At 70.8% G+C, this 16,130-nt stretch carries 11 protein-coding genes; 2 read left to right on the forward strand and 9 right to left on the reverse strand.

Annotated elements, in window-relative coordinates:
• Positions 1–59: 59 nt before the first annotated feature.
• The 4 genes from ACIRDX_RS04285 to ACIRDX_RS04300 form a co-directional block, all read right to left on the reverse strand.
• A complete protein-coding gene (locus ACIRDX_RS04285; RefSeq protein ID WP_396624164.1) occupies positions 60–1,247 on the reverse strand; it encodes an efflux RND transporter periplasmic adaptor subunit in 1,188 nt (395 codons plus the stop codon).
• A gap of 9 nt (positions 1,248–1,256) precedes the next feature.
• On the reverse strand, positions 1,257–3,620 hold the full coding sequence (locus tag ACIRDX_RS04290) for an ABC transporter permease (RefSeq protein WP_396624165.1): 2,364 nt from the start codon (positions 3,618–3,620) through the stop codon (positions 1,257–1,259).
• 5 nt (positions 3,621–3,625) lie between these two features.
• Positions 3,626–4,348, reverse strand: a complete 723-nt coding sequence (locus tag ACIRDX_RS04295) for an ABC transporter ATP-binding protein (RefSeq protein WP_396624166.1) — start codon at positions 4,346–4,348, stop codon at positions 3,626–3,628.
• 116 nt (positions 4,349–4,464) lie between these two features.
• Positions 4,465–5,094 (reverse strand): DUF4410 domain-containing protein, encoded by a 630-nt coding sequence (locus ACIRDX_RS04300; RefSeq protein WP_396624167.1) that lies wholly within the window; start codon positions 5,092–5,094, stop codon positions 4,465–4,467.
• Positions 5,095–5,362: 268 nt separating this feature from the next.
• Here ACIRDX_RS04300 and ACIRDX_RS04305 point away from each other — a divergent pair, with 268 nt between their 5' ends.
• Complete coding sequence (locus ACIRDX_RS04305) at positions 5,363–5,980, forward strand: YceI family protein (RefSeq protein ID WP_396624168.1); 618 nt, start codon at positions 5,363–5,365, stop codon at positions 5,978–5,980.
• Positions 5,981–6,176: 196 nt separating this feature from the next.
• On the opposite strand, the gene ACIRDX_RS04310 is transcribed toward ACIRDX_RS04305, so the two are convergent.
• The 5 genes from ACIRDX_RS04310 to ACIRDX_RS04330 form a co-directional block, all read right to left on the reverse strand.
• Positions 6,177–7,568 carry an ATP-binding protein gene (locus ACIRDX_RS04310; protein ID WP_396624169.1) on the reverse strand — a complete coding sequence of 464 codons (1,392 nt, stop codon included), beginning with the start codon at positions 7,566–7,568 and terminating at the stop codon, positions 6,177–6,179.
• A 69-nt stretch (positions 7,569–7,637) separates the two neighbouring features.
• The gene (locus tag ACIRDX_RS04315; protein ID WP_396624170.1) at positions 7,638–7,847 is read right to left on the reverse strand and encodes a hypothetical protein; all 210 of its coding nucleotides are present in this window, start codon (positions 7,845–7,847) and stop codon (positions 7,638–7,640) included.
• A gap of 132 nt (positions 7,848–7,979) precedes the next feature.
• Complete coding sequence (locus ACIRDX_RS04320; RefSeq protein ID WP_396624171.1) at positions 7,980–9,338, reverse strand: sigma-54-dependent transcriptional regulator; 1,359 nt, start codon at positions 9,336–9,338, stop codon at positions 7,980–7,982.
• A gap of 67 nt (positions 9,339–9,405) precedes the next feature.
• Positions 9,406–12,780, reverse strand: a complete 3,375-nt coding sequence (locus tag ACIRDX_RS04325) for a M20/M25/M40 family metallo-hydrolase (RefSeq protein ID WP_396624172.1) — start codon at positions 12,778–12,780, stop codon at positions 9,406–9,408.
• Positions 12,781–15,015, reverse strand: coding sequence for a TonB-dependent receptor domain-containing protein (locus ACIRDX_RS04330; protein WP_396624173.1), 2,235 nt, complete (start codon positions 15,013–15,015; stop codon positions 12,781–12,783).
• Between the two features lie 388 nt (positions 15,016–15,403).
• Here ACIRDX_RS04330 and ACIRDX_RS04335 point away from each other — a divergent pair.
• A partial coding sequence (locus ACIRDX_RS04335) for a CHASE domain-containing protein (protein WP_396624174.1) occupies positions 15,404–16,130 on the forward strand: 727 nt, incomplete at its 3' end.

Genomic DNA, 16,130 nt, shown 5'->3' on the forward strand with positions numbered 1-16,130 from the left:
CCGCTGTCGAGAGCGGCGCGGTCGCCGGCCCTGAGCGGAGTCGAAGGGGAGACGGCGCCTTACCTCACCCGCACGCCGTCGGCAACGCCGTCGCCAGGGAACGCGATGACCCGCGTGCCAGCCGCGAGGCCAGACGTGACCTCCGCCGCGACACCGTTGCGGTGCCCGATCACGACGGGCGTGCGGAGCGCGCGGCCGTCGCGCACGGCGAACACGACCCAGGCCTCGCCATCACGCACGAGCGCGCCGACCGGCACCGTCACCACGCGCGGCGACTCCCACACGACGACGCGCACGTCGACGCGATAGCGATCGCCGAGCGCCACGCCAACGGGCAGGGGGTCGAGCGCGACGACCACGTTCACGCGCTGCTCCTCGATGCCCAGCGCAGACACCTTGGTGAAGCCACCAGGCTCGACGCGCCTGACCCGGCCCCGCAGCGGGTCGGCGCCTCCCCACCCCTCGACGAGCGCCGCCTGGCCGGCCGCGATTCGCACCGCCTCGGTCGACAGGAAGTCGGCCACGACCTCGAGCTGGGTCACGTTGCCGATCTCGAGCAGGGGCTCGCCTTGCGGTACCACGGACTCGCTCTCGCGCAGGCGTCGCAGCACCACGCCGTCGGCGGGCGCGTGGACGTCGACGGCGCGCGTGCCGGCGGCCGACGAGGGTGCGAGGCTCGCACGCACCTGGCGGAGCTCGGCGTCCGCCCCCGCCACGCGCTCCCGCGCGACCGCCAGCGCCTGGCGCGCCGTCGTCGCAGCGACGTCGAGCGATTCGGCGCGCTCGCCCGACACGGCGCCGGCTTCGAGCAGCCGACGCACACGGGCGAGGTCGCGCTCCGCCTGCTCGGCCTGGGCCCGCGCGCGGGTCTCCTCCGCTCGCGCGCCGCGCACCGTCGCCTCCACCGCGGCCCGGCGCTCCCGGAGCTCGCTGCGTGTCCGGTCATCGAGCAGTGCCGCCTGCGCCGGCTGCATCGTGGCGACCACGGCCCCCACACGTACCGCGTCACCAGGCTCGAGGCCGATGCGCAGCACGCGACCGGAGACCGGTGCCGACACCACGTAGCGATCGCGCACGCGGGTCTCGCCGTCCTCGTCGACCGTGACGGTGAGCGGCCCCGCCGAGGCCACCACGGTCTCGACGGGCAGGGGCTGCGGGCGCAGTGCCCAGGCGGCCAGGCCCACCAGCGCCAGGCCGGCCAGGACCAGCACGAGGCGGCGTGCAACGCGCGAACGGGGCGCAGCCATGTCAGCACTCTACTCCCGCGTCTTGAGGACGCTGACCAGGTCGAGGTGATCGAGGTGACGCCGCACGACGAGTCCGGACACGCCCGCGGCAGCAACGGCGACAGCGGCCGCGACGGCGAACGTGCGGGGCGCCACCGCCAGGGGGAACCGGTACATCTCGGTCTGGAAGGCCGTGACCACGACCCAGGCGAGGCCATGGCCGATGGCGAGGCCGAGCGGCACCGCCAGCAGCGTCACGACGACGAGTTCGCCGAGCAGGATCACGGAGATCTCGGCGCGCGTGAAGCCGAGCACACGCAGGCTCGCGAGCTCACGACTGCGCTCCGACAGCGACACCCGCGCAGCGTTGTATGCCACCCCGAAGGCGATGATGCTGGCAAAGAGCACGTTGAACCCGATCATCACGCCCATCGTCTCGCCGAGGGTCCTGTCGAAGCTCTCCACCATGGCCTCGGTGAGCGCCACACCCGCGACGAGCGGCAGTCGCTTGAGGCGCGCGTGGAGGATCGAGGCCTCGCGCGGATCCACCCGCAGGTGCACCCCCGAGATCACGGCGCCCTCGCCCGCGAGCACCGCCAGCGCGTCGCGCGCCATGTAGGCGGAGAGGCCCAGGTACTCGTCGACGAGACCGGCAACCGGCACGCGCACCCTCCGCCGTCGTCCCTCGAGCACCTCGACCTCGATCACGGCGCCTGCCTGCACGCCGAGCGCATCGCCCAGCGCCCGCGAGATCAGCAGCCCGGCAGGTGGCACGTCGCGCACCCGCCCGTTGACGTCGACCACGCGCTGGAGGGTCGGGTTCGGGGGGAGTCCCGTGATCGCGACCTGCCGGGAACGTTGGGCGGCGTGCAGGCGCACCGCCACGGCACGCACCGGCTCGATGGCGATCACGCCCGGCAGCCGCTCGAGTTCGTGCAACGCCTGCGCCCCTCGCGGCTCGACGAGCGACACGGTCACGTCCTGCCGCTGCACGAGGTCGAACTGGACGCGGATCATCTCCGCCATCGCGTCGAGGAAGAACAGGCCCACGACCAGCAACGCCGCCGACATCGCGACGCCGATGACCGACGTCGCTGCCCGCAACGGCTGGCGCTCGAGGTTGCGCACGACCATGCGCGCGGCCGGACCGAGCCAGCCGCCGAGGCCGAGGCGCTCGACGAGGCTCACCCGGTAGCGGGCCGGCGGCTCTGGCCGCATCGCCTCGGCAGGCGGCAACTGCACGGCGCGCCGCACCGCCCCGAGGGCCCCGAGCGCCGAGGCCGCCAGGCTGATCGCCACGGCGCCGATCGCGACGACCGGAGGCATCCGGTACAGCAGGATCGGGAAGCGGAAGTAGTCGTTGTACATCCCGACGATGCCACCGCCCATCCACACGCCGCCCAGTACGCCCACCACGCTCGCACACGCACCGACGACGAGGCTCCACGTCACGTAGTGCCAGCCGAGGGCGCCGCGCGAGTAGCCGAGCGCCTTCAGGGCCGCGATCTGCTCGCGCTGCACCGACACGATGCGCGTCAGCACGACGTTGAGGAGGAACGCGGCGACGGCCAGGAAGATGGCAGGCACGATCAGCCCGAAGCCGCGCAGTTGGTCGAGCTCGTTGCTCAACGACCAGTTCGAGACCTGGAGGCGGCGGGGGATGGCGCCGAGGCCGCCGTAGGGCCGCAGCACGTCGTCGACGGCCGCAAGCACGGCGGGCTCGGACGCGCCCGGCGCCAGGGCGATCGCCACGTCGTTGAATCCGCCCTCCAGGTCGAAGGCGGCCCCGAGCGCATCACGCGCCATCCAGATCACGCCGTAGCGCGAGGCGTCGGGAATCACGTCTCCCGGCCGGACCGTGTAGACGTACTCGGGCGACAGCGCCACGCCGACCACCTGGAGTGCCCGGCGGCGACCGTTCACCAGCGCCATCACGACACTGCCGGGCCCGAGGTCGTGCGCCAGCGCGAAGCCCTCGGCCACAAGGACCTCGTCGGCGCGCCCCGCAGCCGGGTAGCGGCCGCGCCGCAGGAACACGTCGTTGAGCACCGGCAGGTGCGGCACGGGAATCGAGACGAGTCGTCCCGTCGCCGGCTCACGGAGCGACGGCAGGTCCAGGGTCACGTCGGCGACCACGCGCAGGTCGACACGGGCCACGCCCGGGATGGCCTCGAGGCGCGGACGCACGGCCAGGGGCGCGCGTCGCACGCTGGCGAACACGTCGGCGAACCGGTAGCGGTCGTAGTAGGCCTGCTGCGTGAGCTGCAGCGAGGCGAACGTCGACAGGTAGGCCACGAACATCGCCAGGCCGACCGCCATCACGGCACCGATGGCGATGGCCTGGCCCTTCAGCCGCCACAGGTCACGCAGGAGCTTGCGATCGAGGGCACGCATCGGCATCACCAGGACAGGTCGCGTGGCGCGACGCGGGTGGCGTGTTCGCGGATCGACGTCACGCGGCCGTCGACCAACGACACGACCCGGTCGGCCATCGCGGCAACACCGGCGTTGTGGGTGATGACGGCCGTCGTCGTGCCCAGCTCACGGTTGACGAGGTCGATGGCCTCGAGCACCAGCACGCCCGTCGTGCTGTCGAGTGCGCCGGTCGGCTCGTCACAGAGCAGCACGTCCGGGCGCTTGGCGATGGCGCGGGCAATCGCCACCCGCTGCTGCTCACCGCCCGACAGCTGCGACGGGAAGTGATCGAGGCGTCCGGACAGGCCGACGAGGGCGAGCGCCTCCTCCGGGCGCATCGGGTCGCGGGCGATGTCGGTCACCAGGGCGACGTTCTCGCGGGCGGTGAGGCTCGGGATCAGGTTGTAGAACTGGAAGACGAAGCCGACGTGGTCGCGGCGGTACTCGGTGAGCGCGCGATCGTCAGCCGTCGTGAGGACGTGGTCGCGATAGACGACCTCACCCGTGGTCGGCACGTCGAGCCCGCCGAGGATGTTGAGCAGCGTGGACTTGCCGCTGCCGGAGGGTCCGAGCAGGACGACGAGTTCGGACTGGCGCAGGTCGAAGTCGACGCCGGCCAGCGCCTGCACCTCCACCTCGCCCATGCGGTACACCTTGGTGAGCCCGCGGGCGCGGAAGACCACCGGCGAATCCGGGGAGACGGCCATGACCGCCTTGATGTAGTGCAAGCCCGACGCCAAGGCCGGGAGCGGATGCCCGGGGCCGGACGCGCCAGCGCGACGAGCCCGCCTGGCGGCGCCCCCTTGGCGCGCGGGGCTCGCCCTTACTTCAACTTCCCACGGCCCGCCCAGGCCGCCATGAACTTGGCGATGTCCTCGCCGATGCTGCGTGAGTCACTGATCAACTTCCCGAGCGAGTCACCGCCGCCCAGGCCCATCGCCCCGATGCGCCGCTGCTGGAACGTCGCGAGCGTCTTGCCCGCGGCGTCCTTGACCTCGCCAGCGACCTCCACCGACGACTTGCCGGCGCCGAAGCCGGCAAAGTGACGCTTGGCTCGGCTCCCTGGATCCAGCGTCAGGAAGCGCCCGCTCACGACGAGGGCGCCGGGGGGCGGCGTCTCGCCGGCCTTCAGGGCGATCACGTCCTTGTAGCCGCCGCTGGCCTTCAGTGCCGCGACGAAGCGCTCTGCCAGCAGCCGCGGCCCCTCGGCCTGCATGGTCTGCGCCTCTTCCTGCCGCGACTGCTTGCCGTCCTTGCCGCCGGTCCCGAGATCGGTGCCGGAGGTGTCGAACGCCATGATGGCCACGGTGGCCCCCGACGCCCCCTCGGGACTGGCCACGAACAACTCGATGCGATCGAGTACCCCGCCCTCGACGACGCGGACGGGAGCCTGGGCTGAAACCAGCGTCCCGGCCATCGCCAGCCCGGCGACGGCAAGCAGTCTCGTGTGCATGGATGTTGCCTCCCTGTCCGCAGGTGTACAGAGGCAAACAACGCGCCAGCGCGGGAAGACACCCAGGCTCGCTGCGTTCCCGGCGGAGACGCCCGGCCGGCGGGCATGGCGGAGAATTCCGCAGCCCCTCGGGGACCCTTCCCCACTTATGTCCCGCACTTATGGAATCAATACGGAATCGGCGGGTTCCAGCGCATCCGGCAGCGGCACGCAAGTTGCCTCTGTGAGCGTCGGAGCTTGCTTCATCCATTCCGCCGAGGTTCCCATCATGACTTTCTCGATTCCCCGTCCCAGGCTGCTCGCCACGATGACCGTGACCGCTCTTTTGGTCGCCGGCCTCGCGTACGCGCAGGAATCCCCCGTCGTCGTCGCCAGCGCCAAGGTGACCATCTCCGGTACGTCGACCGTGCTCGACTGGAGCGCCACGACCAATGAGGCGCAGACCCGCAACGTGAAGGTCACCAAGGACCTTCCGGGTGGGGACTTCTTCTGGGTCGGCGTCATCCAGCCCGGCGCCGTCGAGTCCTTCGAGGTGGTGGTGCCCATCGCCGCCCTGAAGTCCGACCGCGACAACTTCACGGCCGACATGCACGTCGCCCTCAAGGCCGATCAGCACCCCGACATCGTCTTCACGCTCGCCCGCATGGAGAAGAAGCCCGGTGGCGCCAATGCCTTCGGTACGCTCAAGGTGGCCGGTGTCGAGAAGGACATCATGCTGCCGCTCGTCACCAGCCTGCGTAACGGCAAGCTGCTGGTGCTCGGAAGCGTCGACCTCAACATGACGGACTTCGGCATCGCCCCGCCGACCGCCATGATGGGCATGCTGAAGACCGACCCGAAGGTCACCATCAAGTTCGAGACCGTGCTCGCCAAGCCGACGACATAGGGAAGAGCAGAAGAGCAGAAGAGTAGAAGGTAAGAAGGCAAACCGGGAAGGTCGAAGTCGGAAGGGGCGAGGGGACGAAGGAGAAGCCGGTGCTTCCCCTGGTCCGCTCGCCCCTTCTTTTGTCGACCCCTTGCAGTGTCCTTGCCCTTCTTCCGTCTTCCCGCTCTGCCTTCTTTCCTTCTGCTCTTCTGCTCTTCTACCCTCTCGGCAGCGTGAGCGTGAACACCGTGCCGCCTTCGGCCGGGCACGCCACGGTCAGTGACCCGCCGTGCAGCTCCGCCGTGCGCTGGGCGATGGGCAGCCCGAGCCCGCCGCCGCGGACCTTGGTCGTGAAGAAGGGCTCGAACACCTGCTCCCGGATCTCCGGGGGAATCCCCGGTCCCGTGTCGCGCACCTGCATCTCCACCATCCCGGCGGGCCGCGCCGCCGTCGAGACCGTGATCCGGCCAGAGCCCTGGAGCGCCTGTGCGGCGTTGAGGACGAGGTTGAGCAGCGTGGCCCGCGTCAGGTCGGGATCGGCGTGCACGGCGAGCGGCTCGCCCGCGGCCTCGAAGGTGACGCCCGCCCCGGCCGGATCCTGGGAGACCGTGGCGAACACGTCGCGCACCAACGGCGCCAGGTCGACCATCGACATGCGGGGGGGCCTGGGGCGCGCAAACAGCAGCAGGTCATCGAGCAGGTCGTTGAGCGACTCGGTCCGCTTCAGGATCTCCTGCATCACGGCCCGCTCGGGATCGCCGTCGGGACGCCTCCCCATCAAGACCTGCATCGCGCCACGGATACCGGCCAGCGGATTGCGGACCTCATGCGCGAGCACCGCCGCCATCTGCCCCACCCGGGCGAGCGAGGCCTGGTGCGTGAGCGTGTCTTCCGCCGCCTTGCGTGCCGTGATGTCGGCCCGGATCGCGATGTACTGGTAGGGTTTGCCCTGCTCGTTCACGAAGGGCACGATGGTGGTGTCCACCCAATAGAGGTGGCCGTCCTTGGCGCGATTGCGAATCTCGCCCTGCCACACCGCGCCCGTCGCGATGGTCCGCCACAGGCCGCGGATGAACTCGGGCGGATGGAACCCCGAGTTGATGAGGCGGTGATCCTGGCCGATCAGTTCCTCGCGCGAGTACCCGGAAATCTCGGTGAACTTGTCGTTCACGTAGGTGATGCGGCCCTTCACGTCGGTGATCGCCACGATCGCCGAAGCGTCCAGCGCCCGCTTGAAGTCGCCGAGTTGCTCGAAGTGTGCCTCCGCTTGCCGCTCGAGGAGCACGAACCGCCTGACGACGATCGCGGTGATGCCGAACACCAGGATCATCAGGGGGTGATTGATCATGACGCCCGGCGGGACGTCCGCGCTCCATGACGCGTACAGGTCGAAGGCGACCAGCAGCGACGCCCCGCCGGCCGCCACGACGGGGTAGGCCATCGAGGGGGTCCAGAGGCCCAGCAGAATCACGCCGACGTACAGCATCCCGACGGCGGCGCCGACGGGCGCCTCGTAGTCGAGGGTGAAGATGACGGCGGCGAGCAGCAGGCCGAGCAGCGGCACGGTGCTCGCGCGTGAGGACGTGAGGCGTCGCAGGGTCGTGGGCACGCAGGGCTCGATGCTAGCGCATCAAGGACCGGGTGCCGGGTACGGGGTGCCGGGTACAGGGCTCAGCGCTCAGCGCTGGGGCTGCGCTGCCTGCGCGGCGGGTGTGGTGGGCGGACTGGCGACCGGCCGGCCATCGCGGACGCGGGCCGACCAGAAGTGCCCGCACTCGCACGCGTACCAGGCGATGGTCAGGGTGCTACCGGCCATCGGCGGCACGCGCGCTTGCCCGCACGACGGGCAGGGCATCGCGAGGGCGTCGAGGTGCTTGCCGGCACTCATGCCGAAACGCTCAGCAACACACGTGCCGACTTTTCGACAACCAAAAACACGGCCCCTGCCGATACTCGGCGGTGATCCGGCGCCCCTCGGCAGCCGAACTCTCCCGCAGGCAGGGGGAAAATACCCCTCCCCTCAGGCCGTGGTCTTGCCCAGCGAGAACTTCTCGATGCGGTACCGGATCTGGTCGCGGTTCAGGCCGAGCAGGGCGGCCGCGCGCGTCTGGTTGCCCCCGGCGCGCTCGAGCGCCTGCACGACGAGGCTGCGTTCGAGTTCCTCGAGGTTGACGCCCTCGGCGGGCAAGCCGAGCCCCGACGCGACCGGCAGGCCGCCGGTGAGCGCCGGGAAGTCGACCGGCTCGAGCCAGGGGCCATCCGACAGCAGCATCGCGCGCTCGACGGCGTTGCGCAGCTCACGGATGTTGCCGGGCCAGCCGTACTGCTGCATGGCCTTCAGGGCGGCCGGCGACGCGCCGCGCACCGCCTTGCGGAACTCGCGATTGAACTGGTCCACGTAGAAGGTCACGAGCGCGGGCACGTCCTCGAGGTGCGACCGGAGCGCCGGCAGCTCGATGGGCAGCACGTTGAGCCGGTAATAGAGATCCGAGCGGAAGTGCCCGCCCTTCACCTGCTCCTCGAGGTTGCGGTTGGTGGCGGCGATGATGCGCACGTCCACGCGCACGTCGTGCTGGCCCCCCACCCGCTTGAACGCCTTTTCCTCGAGCACGCGCAACAGCTTGGCCTGCAGCGCCGGCACCATCTCGCCGATTTCGTCGAGGAAGACCGTGCCGCCATCGGCAGACTCGAGCAGGCCGCGCTTCTGCTGCCGGGCGTCGGTGAACGCGCCGCGTTCGTGCCCGAACAGCTCGCTCTCGAGCAGCGTCTCGGGGATCGCCGAGCAGGTGATGTTGACGAACGGCTTGTGCGACCGATCGCTGTTGAAGTGCAGCACCTTGGCGGCGAGGTCCTTGCCGGTGCCGCTCTCGCCCGTGAGCAGCACGGTGGAGGCCGGGCTGGTCGCCACCTTCTTCAGCAGCGCCTTGATCTCGAGCATCTTGCCCGAGTCGCCGACGATGCGCTCGGGCGAGTACGGCTGCGCCTTCTCGGCGCGCAGGTTCCGCACCTCGCGCCGCAGCTGTGTGGTCTCGAGCGCCTTGGCCACGAGGTCCGACACGGCGTCGACGTTGAAGGGCTTGTTGGCGACGTGGTACGCGCCGGTCTTCATTGCCTCGACCGCCGTGTCGACGGTCGCGTAGGCGGTCAGGAGAATCACGACGATGTCGGGGTCGTGCTCCTTGATCTGGCGGAGCACGGTGACGCCATCGATGTCGGGCAGCTTGTAGTCGAGGAGCACGAGGTCGATGCCCTCGTGGACCTTGTCGATCGCTTCCTGCCCGGTCGCCGCCTCGACGACCCGCAGCCCGTCGGACTGCAGGCGCTCGGACAGCGACCACCGGATCAGTTGCTCATCATCGGCAACGAGAATGCTGGCCATGCAGGGCGCAGTATAGGCCACAGGCCACGGGCGGCAGGCAGCCTGTGGCCCGTGGCCCGCAGCCATGTCACCTGGCCGTGAGCGTGACCGTGGCGTTGACCTTCGTCCCGGCGTGCTCGAAGACGATGGGCACGGCCTGCCCGGGGGCGAGCGTCTTGAGCACGTCCGAGTAGGCCGAGAGCGACGCGAGGGGCTTGCCCGCCATCTCGACGAGGACGTCGCCGGCGGCCATGCCGGCCTGCTCGGCCGGCGATCCCGGCACCAGGCTCGACGCCTTCACGCCAGGGCCGCCGAACGCGAAGTCGGGCACGATGCCGAAGCCGGCACGACGCGGCGCGGCCGCGCCCGGCGGCGCCTCGGCAGCGGGGCGGCCAGGCGCCCCAGGCCCGGTCAGCGTCGTCGTGCTGATCGTCACCGTGAGCGGCTCCGGCCGTTCGGCCAGGTACGACACCGCCTCCCTGGCCACGGTCGCCACGCGCACCAGTCCAGGCACGTCGACCTTGTCCGACGTGTCGCCCGGGCGGTGGTAGTCGACGTGCGGCGGCGTGAACAACTGCACCGCCGGGATCCCCCTGGCGATGAAGCTGGCCTGGTCCGACGACTCGAGGCCCTGCTGCGCCATCTGCGTCTGCAGGCCCGTGACGAACCCGATGCCGCGGAACACGTGCGGCCACTCGGTGGCCGTCCCGCTCCCGATCACGCCGAGCGGCGTCGTGCCGAGACGACCGACGCTGTCGATGTTGAGCGCGGCCCGGATGCCCTCGCGTGGCCGCACCGGATGCTCCACGTAGTGCTTCGACCCGAGCAGGCCCGCCTCCTCGCCCGAGACCGCGACGAACACGACCGTCCGACGCGGCGCGCCGGCGGCCGCCATCACCTTGGCGAGTTCGATCAGCACGGCAACGCCGCTCGCGTTGTCGTCGGCGCCGGGGTGCAGGCGCCCCTCGTCGCCGGCGCGTGGATTGGGCCAGCCCATGCCCAGATGGTCGTAGTGCGCGGTGACGACGATGGACTGGTCCTTCATGGCCGGATCGCTGCCGGCCAGCACGCCGACGATGTTGACCAGCGACGCCGGCGAGCCCGACGGCGACTGCGGCGAGGTGAAGGGCTGCCGGTAGCTGCCATCGGGCATCCCCGGCGCGAGTCCCGCCGCCTTGAACTGGGCAGCCACGTACTCCGCGGCCTTGTCGAGGCCCGCCGTACCCACGCCACGCCCGGTGTAGGGCGTGGAGGCAAGCGTGTCCACGTGGCCCTTGAGCGACGTCTCGGAGAAGACGGCGGGCAGGGCCGCCAGTGGCGCCCGCGCCAGCGACAACGGCGGAATCGACGTCACCTTCGCGGCCACCCCGCGCAGGTCGACCGACAACGGCGAGTCCGATGCCTGCCACTGCCCCTTCAGCATGTTGGTGGGCTCGGCGCCCTCGAAGCCGAGGTACGAGTACTTGCCGTAATGCGGCAGCTTGCGGCCGAGGCCGGGCATCGCGTCGACGCGGTCGGCCACGATCCAGCCGAGCGCCCGACCGACACTGCCGGGGTGGCGCCGCACGATGACGGCGGCGTGATCGGTGGCAGCCATCTTCTGCCCGTCGATGGCGAAGCCGGCCGCATCGACACGGACCGCAGCGCCGTCGACGAGCGCCTTCGCGAAGCGGTTCTCGCGGCCGAGCAGCCACACCGAGCGGTCGGCGGGCAGCGCCTTGACTTCGGTGTCGAGCACGATGCGCGGCGCATGGGCCGGCGCCTTCCAGCCCTCCACCATGGCGCGGTACGCGGCAATCCGGGCCGGCGAGTCCTTCGACGCGATGACCACGAGCGGCGCGGCGTCGCCGAAGATCTGGCCGAGCGAGGGCGGCGTCTCCCGTGCCTCGAGGCGCCGGAAGAGGTCGAACGCGGGATCGACGTGCAGCATCAGTGGCGTCGCCCCCATCTCGAACCGGAAGGCCGTGCGTGCGCCGGTGAGCGGCACGGTGGTCTCGAGGGGCTTGCCGTCGGTCTGCACCACGATGGGCACGTCGAGGGCAAAGGGCTCGCCCGGCTGCGCCTGCTCGACGAAGCCCTCGACCACGTGCGAGATGCCCTGGCGCGTGACACGCACGTCCTTCACCACGAGCAACGGCGCGCCGGTGCGGGCGATCCAGTCGTCGAAGAAGCGCGCGAGGTCGCGCCCACTCACCGCCTCCATCGTCTTCCTGGCGTCGTCGAACGACGCCCGCTTGCCGCGGAAGTCGCGATAGAAGCGCGCGAGGAACGTGCGGAAGTGGTCGTCGCCGACCAGCCGGCGCAGCATGTGGAAGCCCATCATCGTGCGGCCGTAGCCGATGGCTTCGGTAGCGGCGCTGTGGCGGCCCCGGAACTGCACGAGCGGGAAGTCCTGCGCGGTCGAGACGTAGTCGCGGTACTTCTGCAGCGTCGAGCGACGGTAGGTGGCGTCCTCGCTGCGCTGCTCCTGCATCAGGTGGTCGGCGATGTAGGCGGTGAGCCCCTCGGACCAGTTGCCGCGGGTCTCGTCGACGAACACGGAGTTGCCCCACCAGTTGTGCAGGATCTCGTGGGGATACGACGAGGTGAGGATGAACGGGAACCTGATGATCTGCGGCCCGAGCAGCGTGAACGACGGCATGCCGTAGCCGGTCTCCCAGAAGTTCTCGACCAGGGCGAACTTGCCGTAGGGATACGGGCCGATGAGGCCGCGGTACATCTCGAGGTACTGCGCCGTCGCCGCGAGGTACTTCTGCGCGAGCGCGTTGTCGTCCTCGTGCAGGTAGACCTGCGCCTCGACGGCGCCGGCGGCCTGCGTGGTGAGGCGAAGCGGGCCGCCCACCAGGTGAATCTGGTCGACGGGCGCCTTCGACGCCCAGCGGGCCCGGCCGTCGGCGTCGCGCGACGTGCCCTCGCCCTCCGCCACCACGCGCCAGCCCTCGGGCTGCGCGACGACGGCGTCGAAGGTGACGAGCGCGCGCCCGACGAGCGGATACCAGCCGCTGGCGCCGGGGAGGTAGACGCCCTCCTTGCCGATCAGCCCGGGTGTGGAGCGGAACCCGCGGGTGTACTCCTCGCGCGCGTCCGACAGCGCGAAGTCGAAGACGCCGTCGTACTCGACGTGGAAGGACGCGCCCGGCATCGGCAGTTGCACCCGGTATCGCTTGATCGCGGGCGCCTTCTGCATCTCGCCGCCCTCGATGTCGCCCAGCCAGGCGACGTCGCCGAGAGCGATCTCGGTGACCGCAGGCTCGGCCTTCGTGATGCGGAGCCGCGCGTGCAGCAGGAACTCCACCTCGCGGAGTCCGCCGTCGGGCGTCACGTCGGCGCGCACGGTGACGCGGCCGCTGGCGGCATCGAGCGCGACGTCGAGCCGTTCGTGCACGCGGTCCTGCGCCGCCGCGCTGCCCGCCACGAGCGTGGCGCACAGGGCAAGGAGTCCGACCCGCATCCGTCCGTTCATCTACCGAAGTCCTCCGAGATCGACCGTGAGTCCGGCCAGGAACGTGCGCGGCGCGAGCCACGCCTGGAAGTCGCCCTCGATCGGCTGCCCCTGGGCGTTGCGCAGGAACACGTCGCCCTCGTCGAAGATGTTACCCACCTGCGCGTACAGGCTCACCATGCTGCCCCCGCTGCGCCACAGGGTCTTGGCCACCTGCGCGTTCCACACCTGGTAGCCGCTCTGGTAGGTGCCGTCGACGGCCGGCGGCACGTCGCCGAGGATCTGGCCGCGCAGGTTGGCGCGCAGGCCCCAGCGCTGCTGAGTCCAGAGCAGCTTCAGGAACGCAGTGTGACGCGCGAATCCGCCGATCTCCACGCCGTTGGCGTCTTCGCGCCGCGTGTAGGTGTAGGCCACGCTCGGAGCGAAGCCGCCCGGGAGCACGACGCCGGCCGAGAGGTTGGTGCCCTGCGAGGTGAACGCGCGCAGGTTGGCGTACGTGAAGGGCTGGCGGCTCAGGTCGAAGGTGATGCCGTTCTCGACGTCGGAGCGGAACCAGTCGGCCGAGACCTGCAGGCGGGCGCTCGACCAGGCATAGCCGCCGTTGTACGTCGTGGCCGTCTCCGGCTGCAGGTTCGGGTTGCCCACGAAGGCCGGCGGCGTGAAGAGGTACAGTTCGCCGAAGTAGGGCGGCCGGAAGCCCTGCCCCGCCGAGAACCGCAGGCGCTGGGTGTCGCCGAGGCGATACGACAGGCTGGCTTTGGGACTCCACTCGCTGCCGAAGTCGCTGAAGTCGTCGTACCGCGCACCGCCTGCCACGGTGAGGCGGTTGCCGAGGCGCACTTCCTGCTGGAACCACGCCGTGGTGATGTCGCGCTCCGGGTCGGTCACGTTGAGCGACCCGCGCGAGAGCTGCTCGTGACGCCGCTCGATGCCGCCCTGCAGCGGATGGTCGCCGCCGAAGGCCCGCCACGTGTGCGCGGCGGTCACGCGCAGTTCGTCGTTCCACTCTCGCCAGGGTGCCTGCGGCTGCACGCGATTGCCCACCGGGAACACGCGCGTCTCGTCGCGCAGGTACCAGCCCCCCGTGTACCCGATCGTCATCGTCGTCGAGGGCGCCAGGATGAGGTCGGCGGTCGGCGACACCGAATAGCGCGTGAGCTCGCGCTGCGAGTCGTAGACGGTGGCGGGCAACTGCGTGGCGCCCGAGAAGAAGTAGTCGTCGATGTCGCGCTTCGAGTAGTCGCCGGCGGCGCGCAGGAAGATGCGCGAGCCGATGCGCGTGTCGGCGTTCAGGGTGCCCGACCACCAGTCGCTGCGCGGCTGGCCGATCGTCTGCGGGTTGGCCTCGCTGAGGTCGAACCCCTCGTACTCGCGGTAGCCGGCGCTGCCGCTGATGCCGCCGAGCGCGCCTCGCCAGCCGAGGGTCTGGTTCGCGCGGTAGTCGCCGTAGCTGCCGCCGCTGAGGTCGGAGAGGCTCGTGATGCCGGGCGTCTTGGACTGCCGCGTCACGAAGTTGACCACCCCGCCGAGCGCGTCCGACCCGTACAGCGCCGACCCGGCGCCCTTCACGACCTCCACCCGGTCGATGCCCGTGAGCGGCAGGTCCTCGAGGTTGAGGTTGCCGTTGGCGTCCTTGCCCAGGTAGCGACGGCCGTCGATCAGCACGAGCACGCCGCTGTTCGGGATGCCGTTGAGCGAGAGGTGCCCCTGCCCGCCGCCGGCCTGCACCTGGATGCCCGCGCCGGTCTGCTCGACGAGCAGGTCCTTGGCCGTCCGCGCCCCCGTGTCGGCGATCTGCTGTTCGTCGATGAGCACGATCGGGTCGGCCACGTCGAGCAGCACCTGCTCGCGCCGGTTGGCCGTGGTCACGGTGACCTCCGACGAGAACTGCGCGACCGACAGCGTCACCGCCAACGTGGCGGCGCCGTCAGCCGGCACCGCGACATCAGGGTGCGTCGCCTCGGCGAACCCCGGGAACGCGACGCGGATCGTGTAGGGGCCGGGCACGAGCCCGGGCAGCACGGCGACGCCGGACTCGTCGGTCGTCGCGAACGCGAGGGGCGACTGGGGCGCTGCGGCGGGCGCAGCGCTCACCGCGGCGCCGGGGATCACGCCGTCGACGTCGCGCACCGTGACCTCGACACGACCGGGAGACACGGCCGGCACCTGCGCACCGACGCGCACGGCCGACCAGGGGAGCATGACGATCGCGGCGCCCAGCAGGACGGCCGCACGAGCGAGAGGGGAGCAGTGCATGGGGGAAACGCGAACGGTCGAGCGACCGGGAAAACGAACGCCGAGGTCAGTCCAGCCAACCTGGCCTGACACGAACACGCCCTGTCGCCGCCCGCTCGGGCGGCACGCATGGGAACGAGGGCCCCGTCTGGGATCGGAGACACGCCGTACGGCGGCGAGGGGCCTATGGGTACTGTCACCGACGGCCGAGCCGGGGTCAAGCCTGAGGCGTGGCATTCATGGGACGGCGAAGGCCACGGAACGGCAGTCGGCAGTGGGCAGTCGGCAGTCGGCGGGGTCTTCGGGAGCAGCGCCTCGGCCCAGGAAGGCCCGCCACCGCCGCCATGCCCTTGGTGAGTCAAGACATGGACCTTTCTGCCGATAGCTCGACAGGAGGTCCGTCCGGGACATGCCTACCATCGCCGCGGCTCCGGCCGTGCTCCAGCGCCTTCGACGATCCCGGCGGGGTGTGCTGGCCGGCGCCCTTGCGGCCGTGATCTGCGGTCTGGTCGTGAGCGTCCAGGCTGCGCGCTCGAGCGCGACGGCCATCGATGCCACGGCCCGTGCCCGCTATGAGCAGTTGAGCGAGCGCCTGCGCACCGACGTGGCGCAGCGCCTCCGCCAGCCCCTCTATGGCATGCGTGGCGCCGTGGCGGCATTCGCCGTCGCGGGCCGTCCCCTGACGCGGTCCGAGTTCCGCCGCTACGTCGCCTCGCGGGACATGGACCGCGAGTTCCCAGGCGTCCGCGGGTTCGGCGTGGTGACACGGGTGGCGCGCGTCGACCTCGATGCCTTCGTCGCAGCCCAGCGCGCCGACGACGGCGAGGGCTTCGCGGTCCGCACGGGCGGCCATGCCGCCGACCTGCTGGTGGTCACCACGATCGAGCCCCTCGACACCAACCGCCCCGCCTGGGGCTACGACATGGGCAGCGAACTCTTCCGCCGGCGGGCAGCCGAGCGGGCCATCGACACCGGCGAGCCCGCGCTGACCCAGCGCGTGTCGCTCGTATATGACCGAGACAAGGGGCCCGGCTACATCCTCCTGGTCCCCGTGTACCGCGGCCAGCCGACGACCGTCGCGGAGCGCCGCCGGCAGTTGCTGGCGCTCGTGTACACCCCCCTGGTGGCAAGCGAAC

Source organism: Luteitalea sp. (assembly GCF_044337415.1).
Lineage (GTDB): Bacteria > Acidobacteriota > Vicinamibacteria > Vicinamibacterales > Vicinamibacteraceae > Luteitalea.

What these genes read in the sequence shown, in the direction of transcription:
- ACIRDX_RS04285 (WP_396624164.1), bottom strand. Translation starts at nt 1,247, where the DNA reads ATGGCTGCGCCCCGTTCGCGCGTTGCACGCCGCCTCGTGCTGGTCCTG.
- ACIRDX_RS04290 (WP_396624165.1), bottom strand. Translation starts at nt 3,620, where the DNA reads ATGCGTGCCCTCGATCGCAAGCTCCTGCGTGACCTGTGGCGGCTGAAG.
- ACIRDX_RS04295 (WP_396624166.1), bottom strand. Translation starts at nt 4,348, where the DNA reads ATGGCCGTCTCCCCGGATTCGCCGGTGGTCTTCCGCGCCCGCGGGCTC.
- ACIRDX_RS04300 (WP_396624167.1), bottom strand. Translation starts at nt 5,094, where the DNA reads ATGCACACGAGACTGCTTGCCGTCGCCGGGCTGGCGATGGCCGGGACG.
- ACIRDX_RS04305 (WP_396624168.1), top strand. Translation starts at nt 5,363, where the DNA reads ATGACTTTCTCGATTCCCCGTCCCAGGCTGCTCGCCACGATGACCGTG.
- ACIRDX_RS04315 (WP_396624170.1), bottom strand. Translation starts at nt 7,847, where the DNA reads ATGAGTGCCGGCAAGCACCTCGACGCCCTCGCGATGCCCTGCCCGTCG.
- ACIRDX_RS04320 (WP_396624171.1), bottom strand. Translation starts at nt 9,338, where the DNA reads ATGGCCAGCATTCTCGTTGCCGATGATGAGCAACTGATCCGGTGGTCG.
- ACIRDX_RS04325 (WP_396624172.1), bottom strand. Translation starts at nt 12,780, where the DNA reads ATGAACGGACGGATGCGGGTCGGACTCCTTGCCCTGTGCGCCACGCTC.
- ACIRDX_RS04330 (WP_396624173.1), bottom strand. Translation starts at nt 15,015, where the DNA reads ATGCACTGCTCCCCTCTCGCTCGTGCGGCCGTCCTGCTGGGCGCCGCG.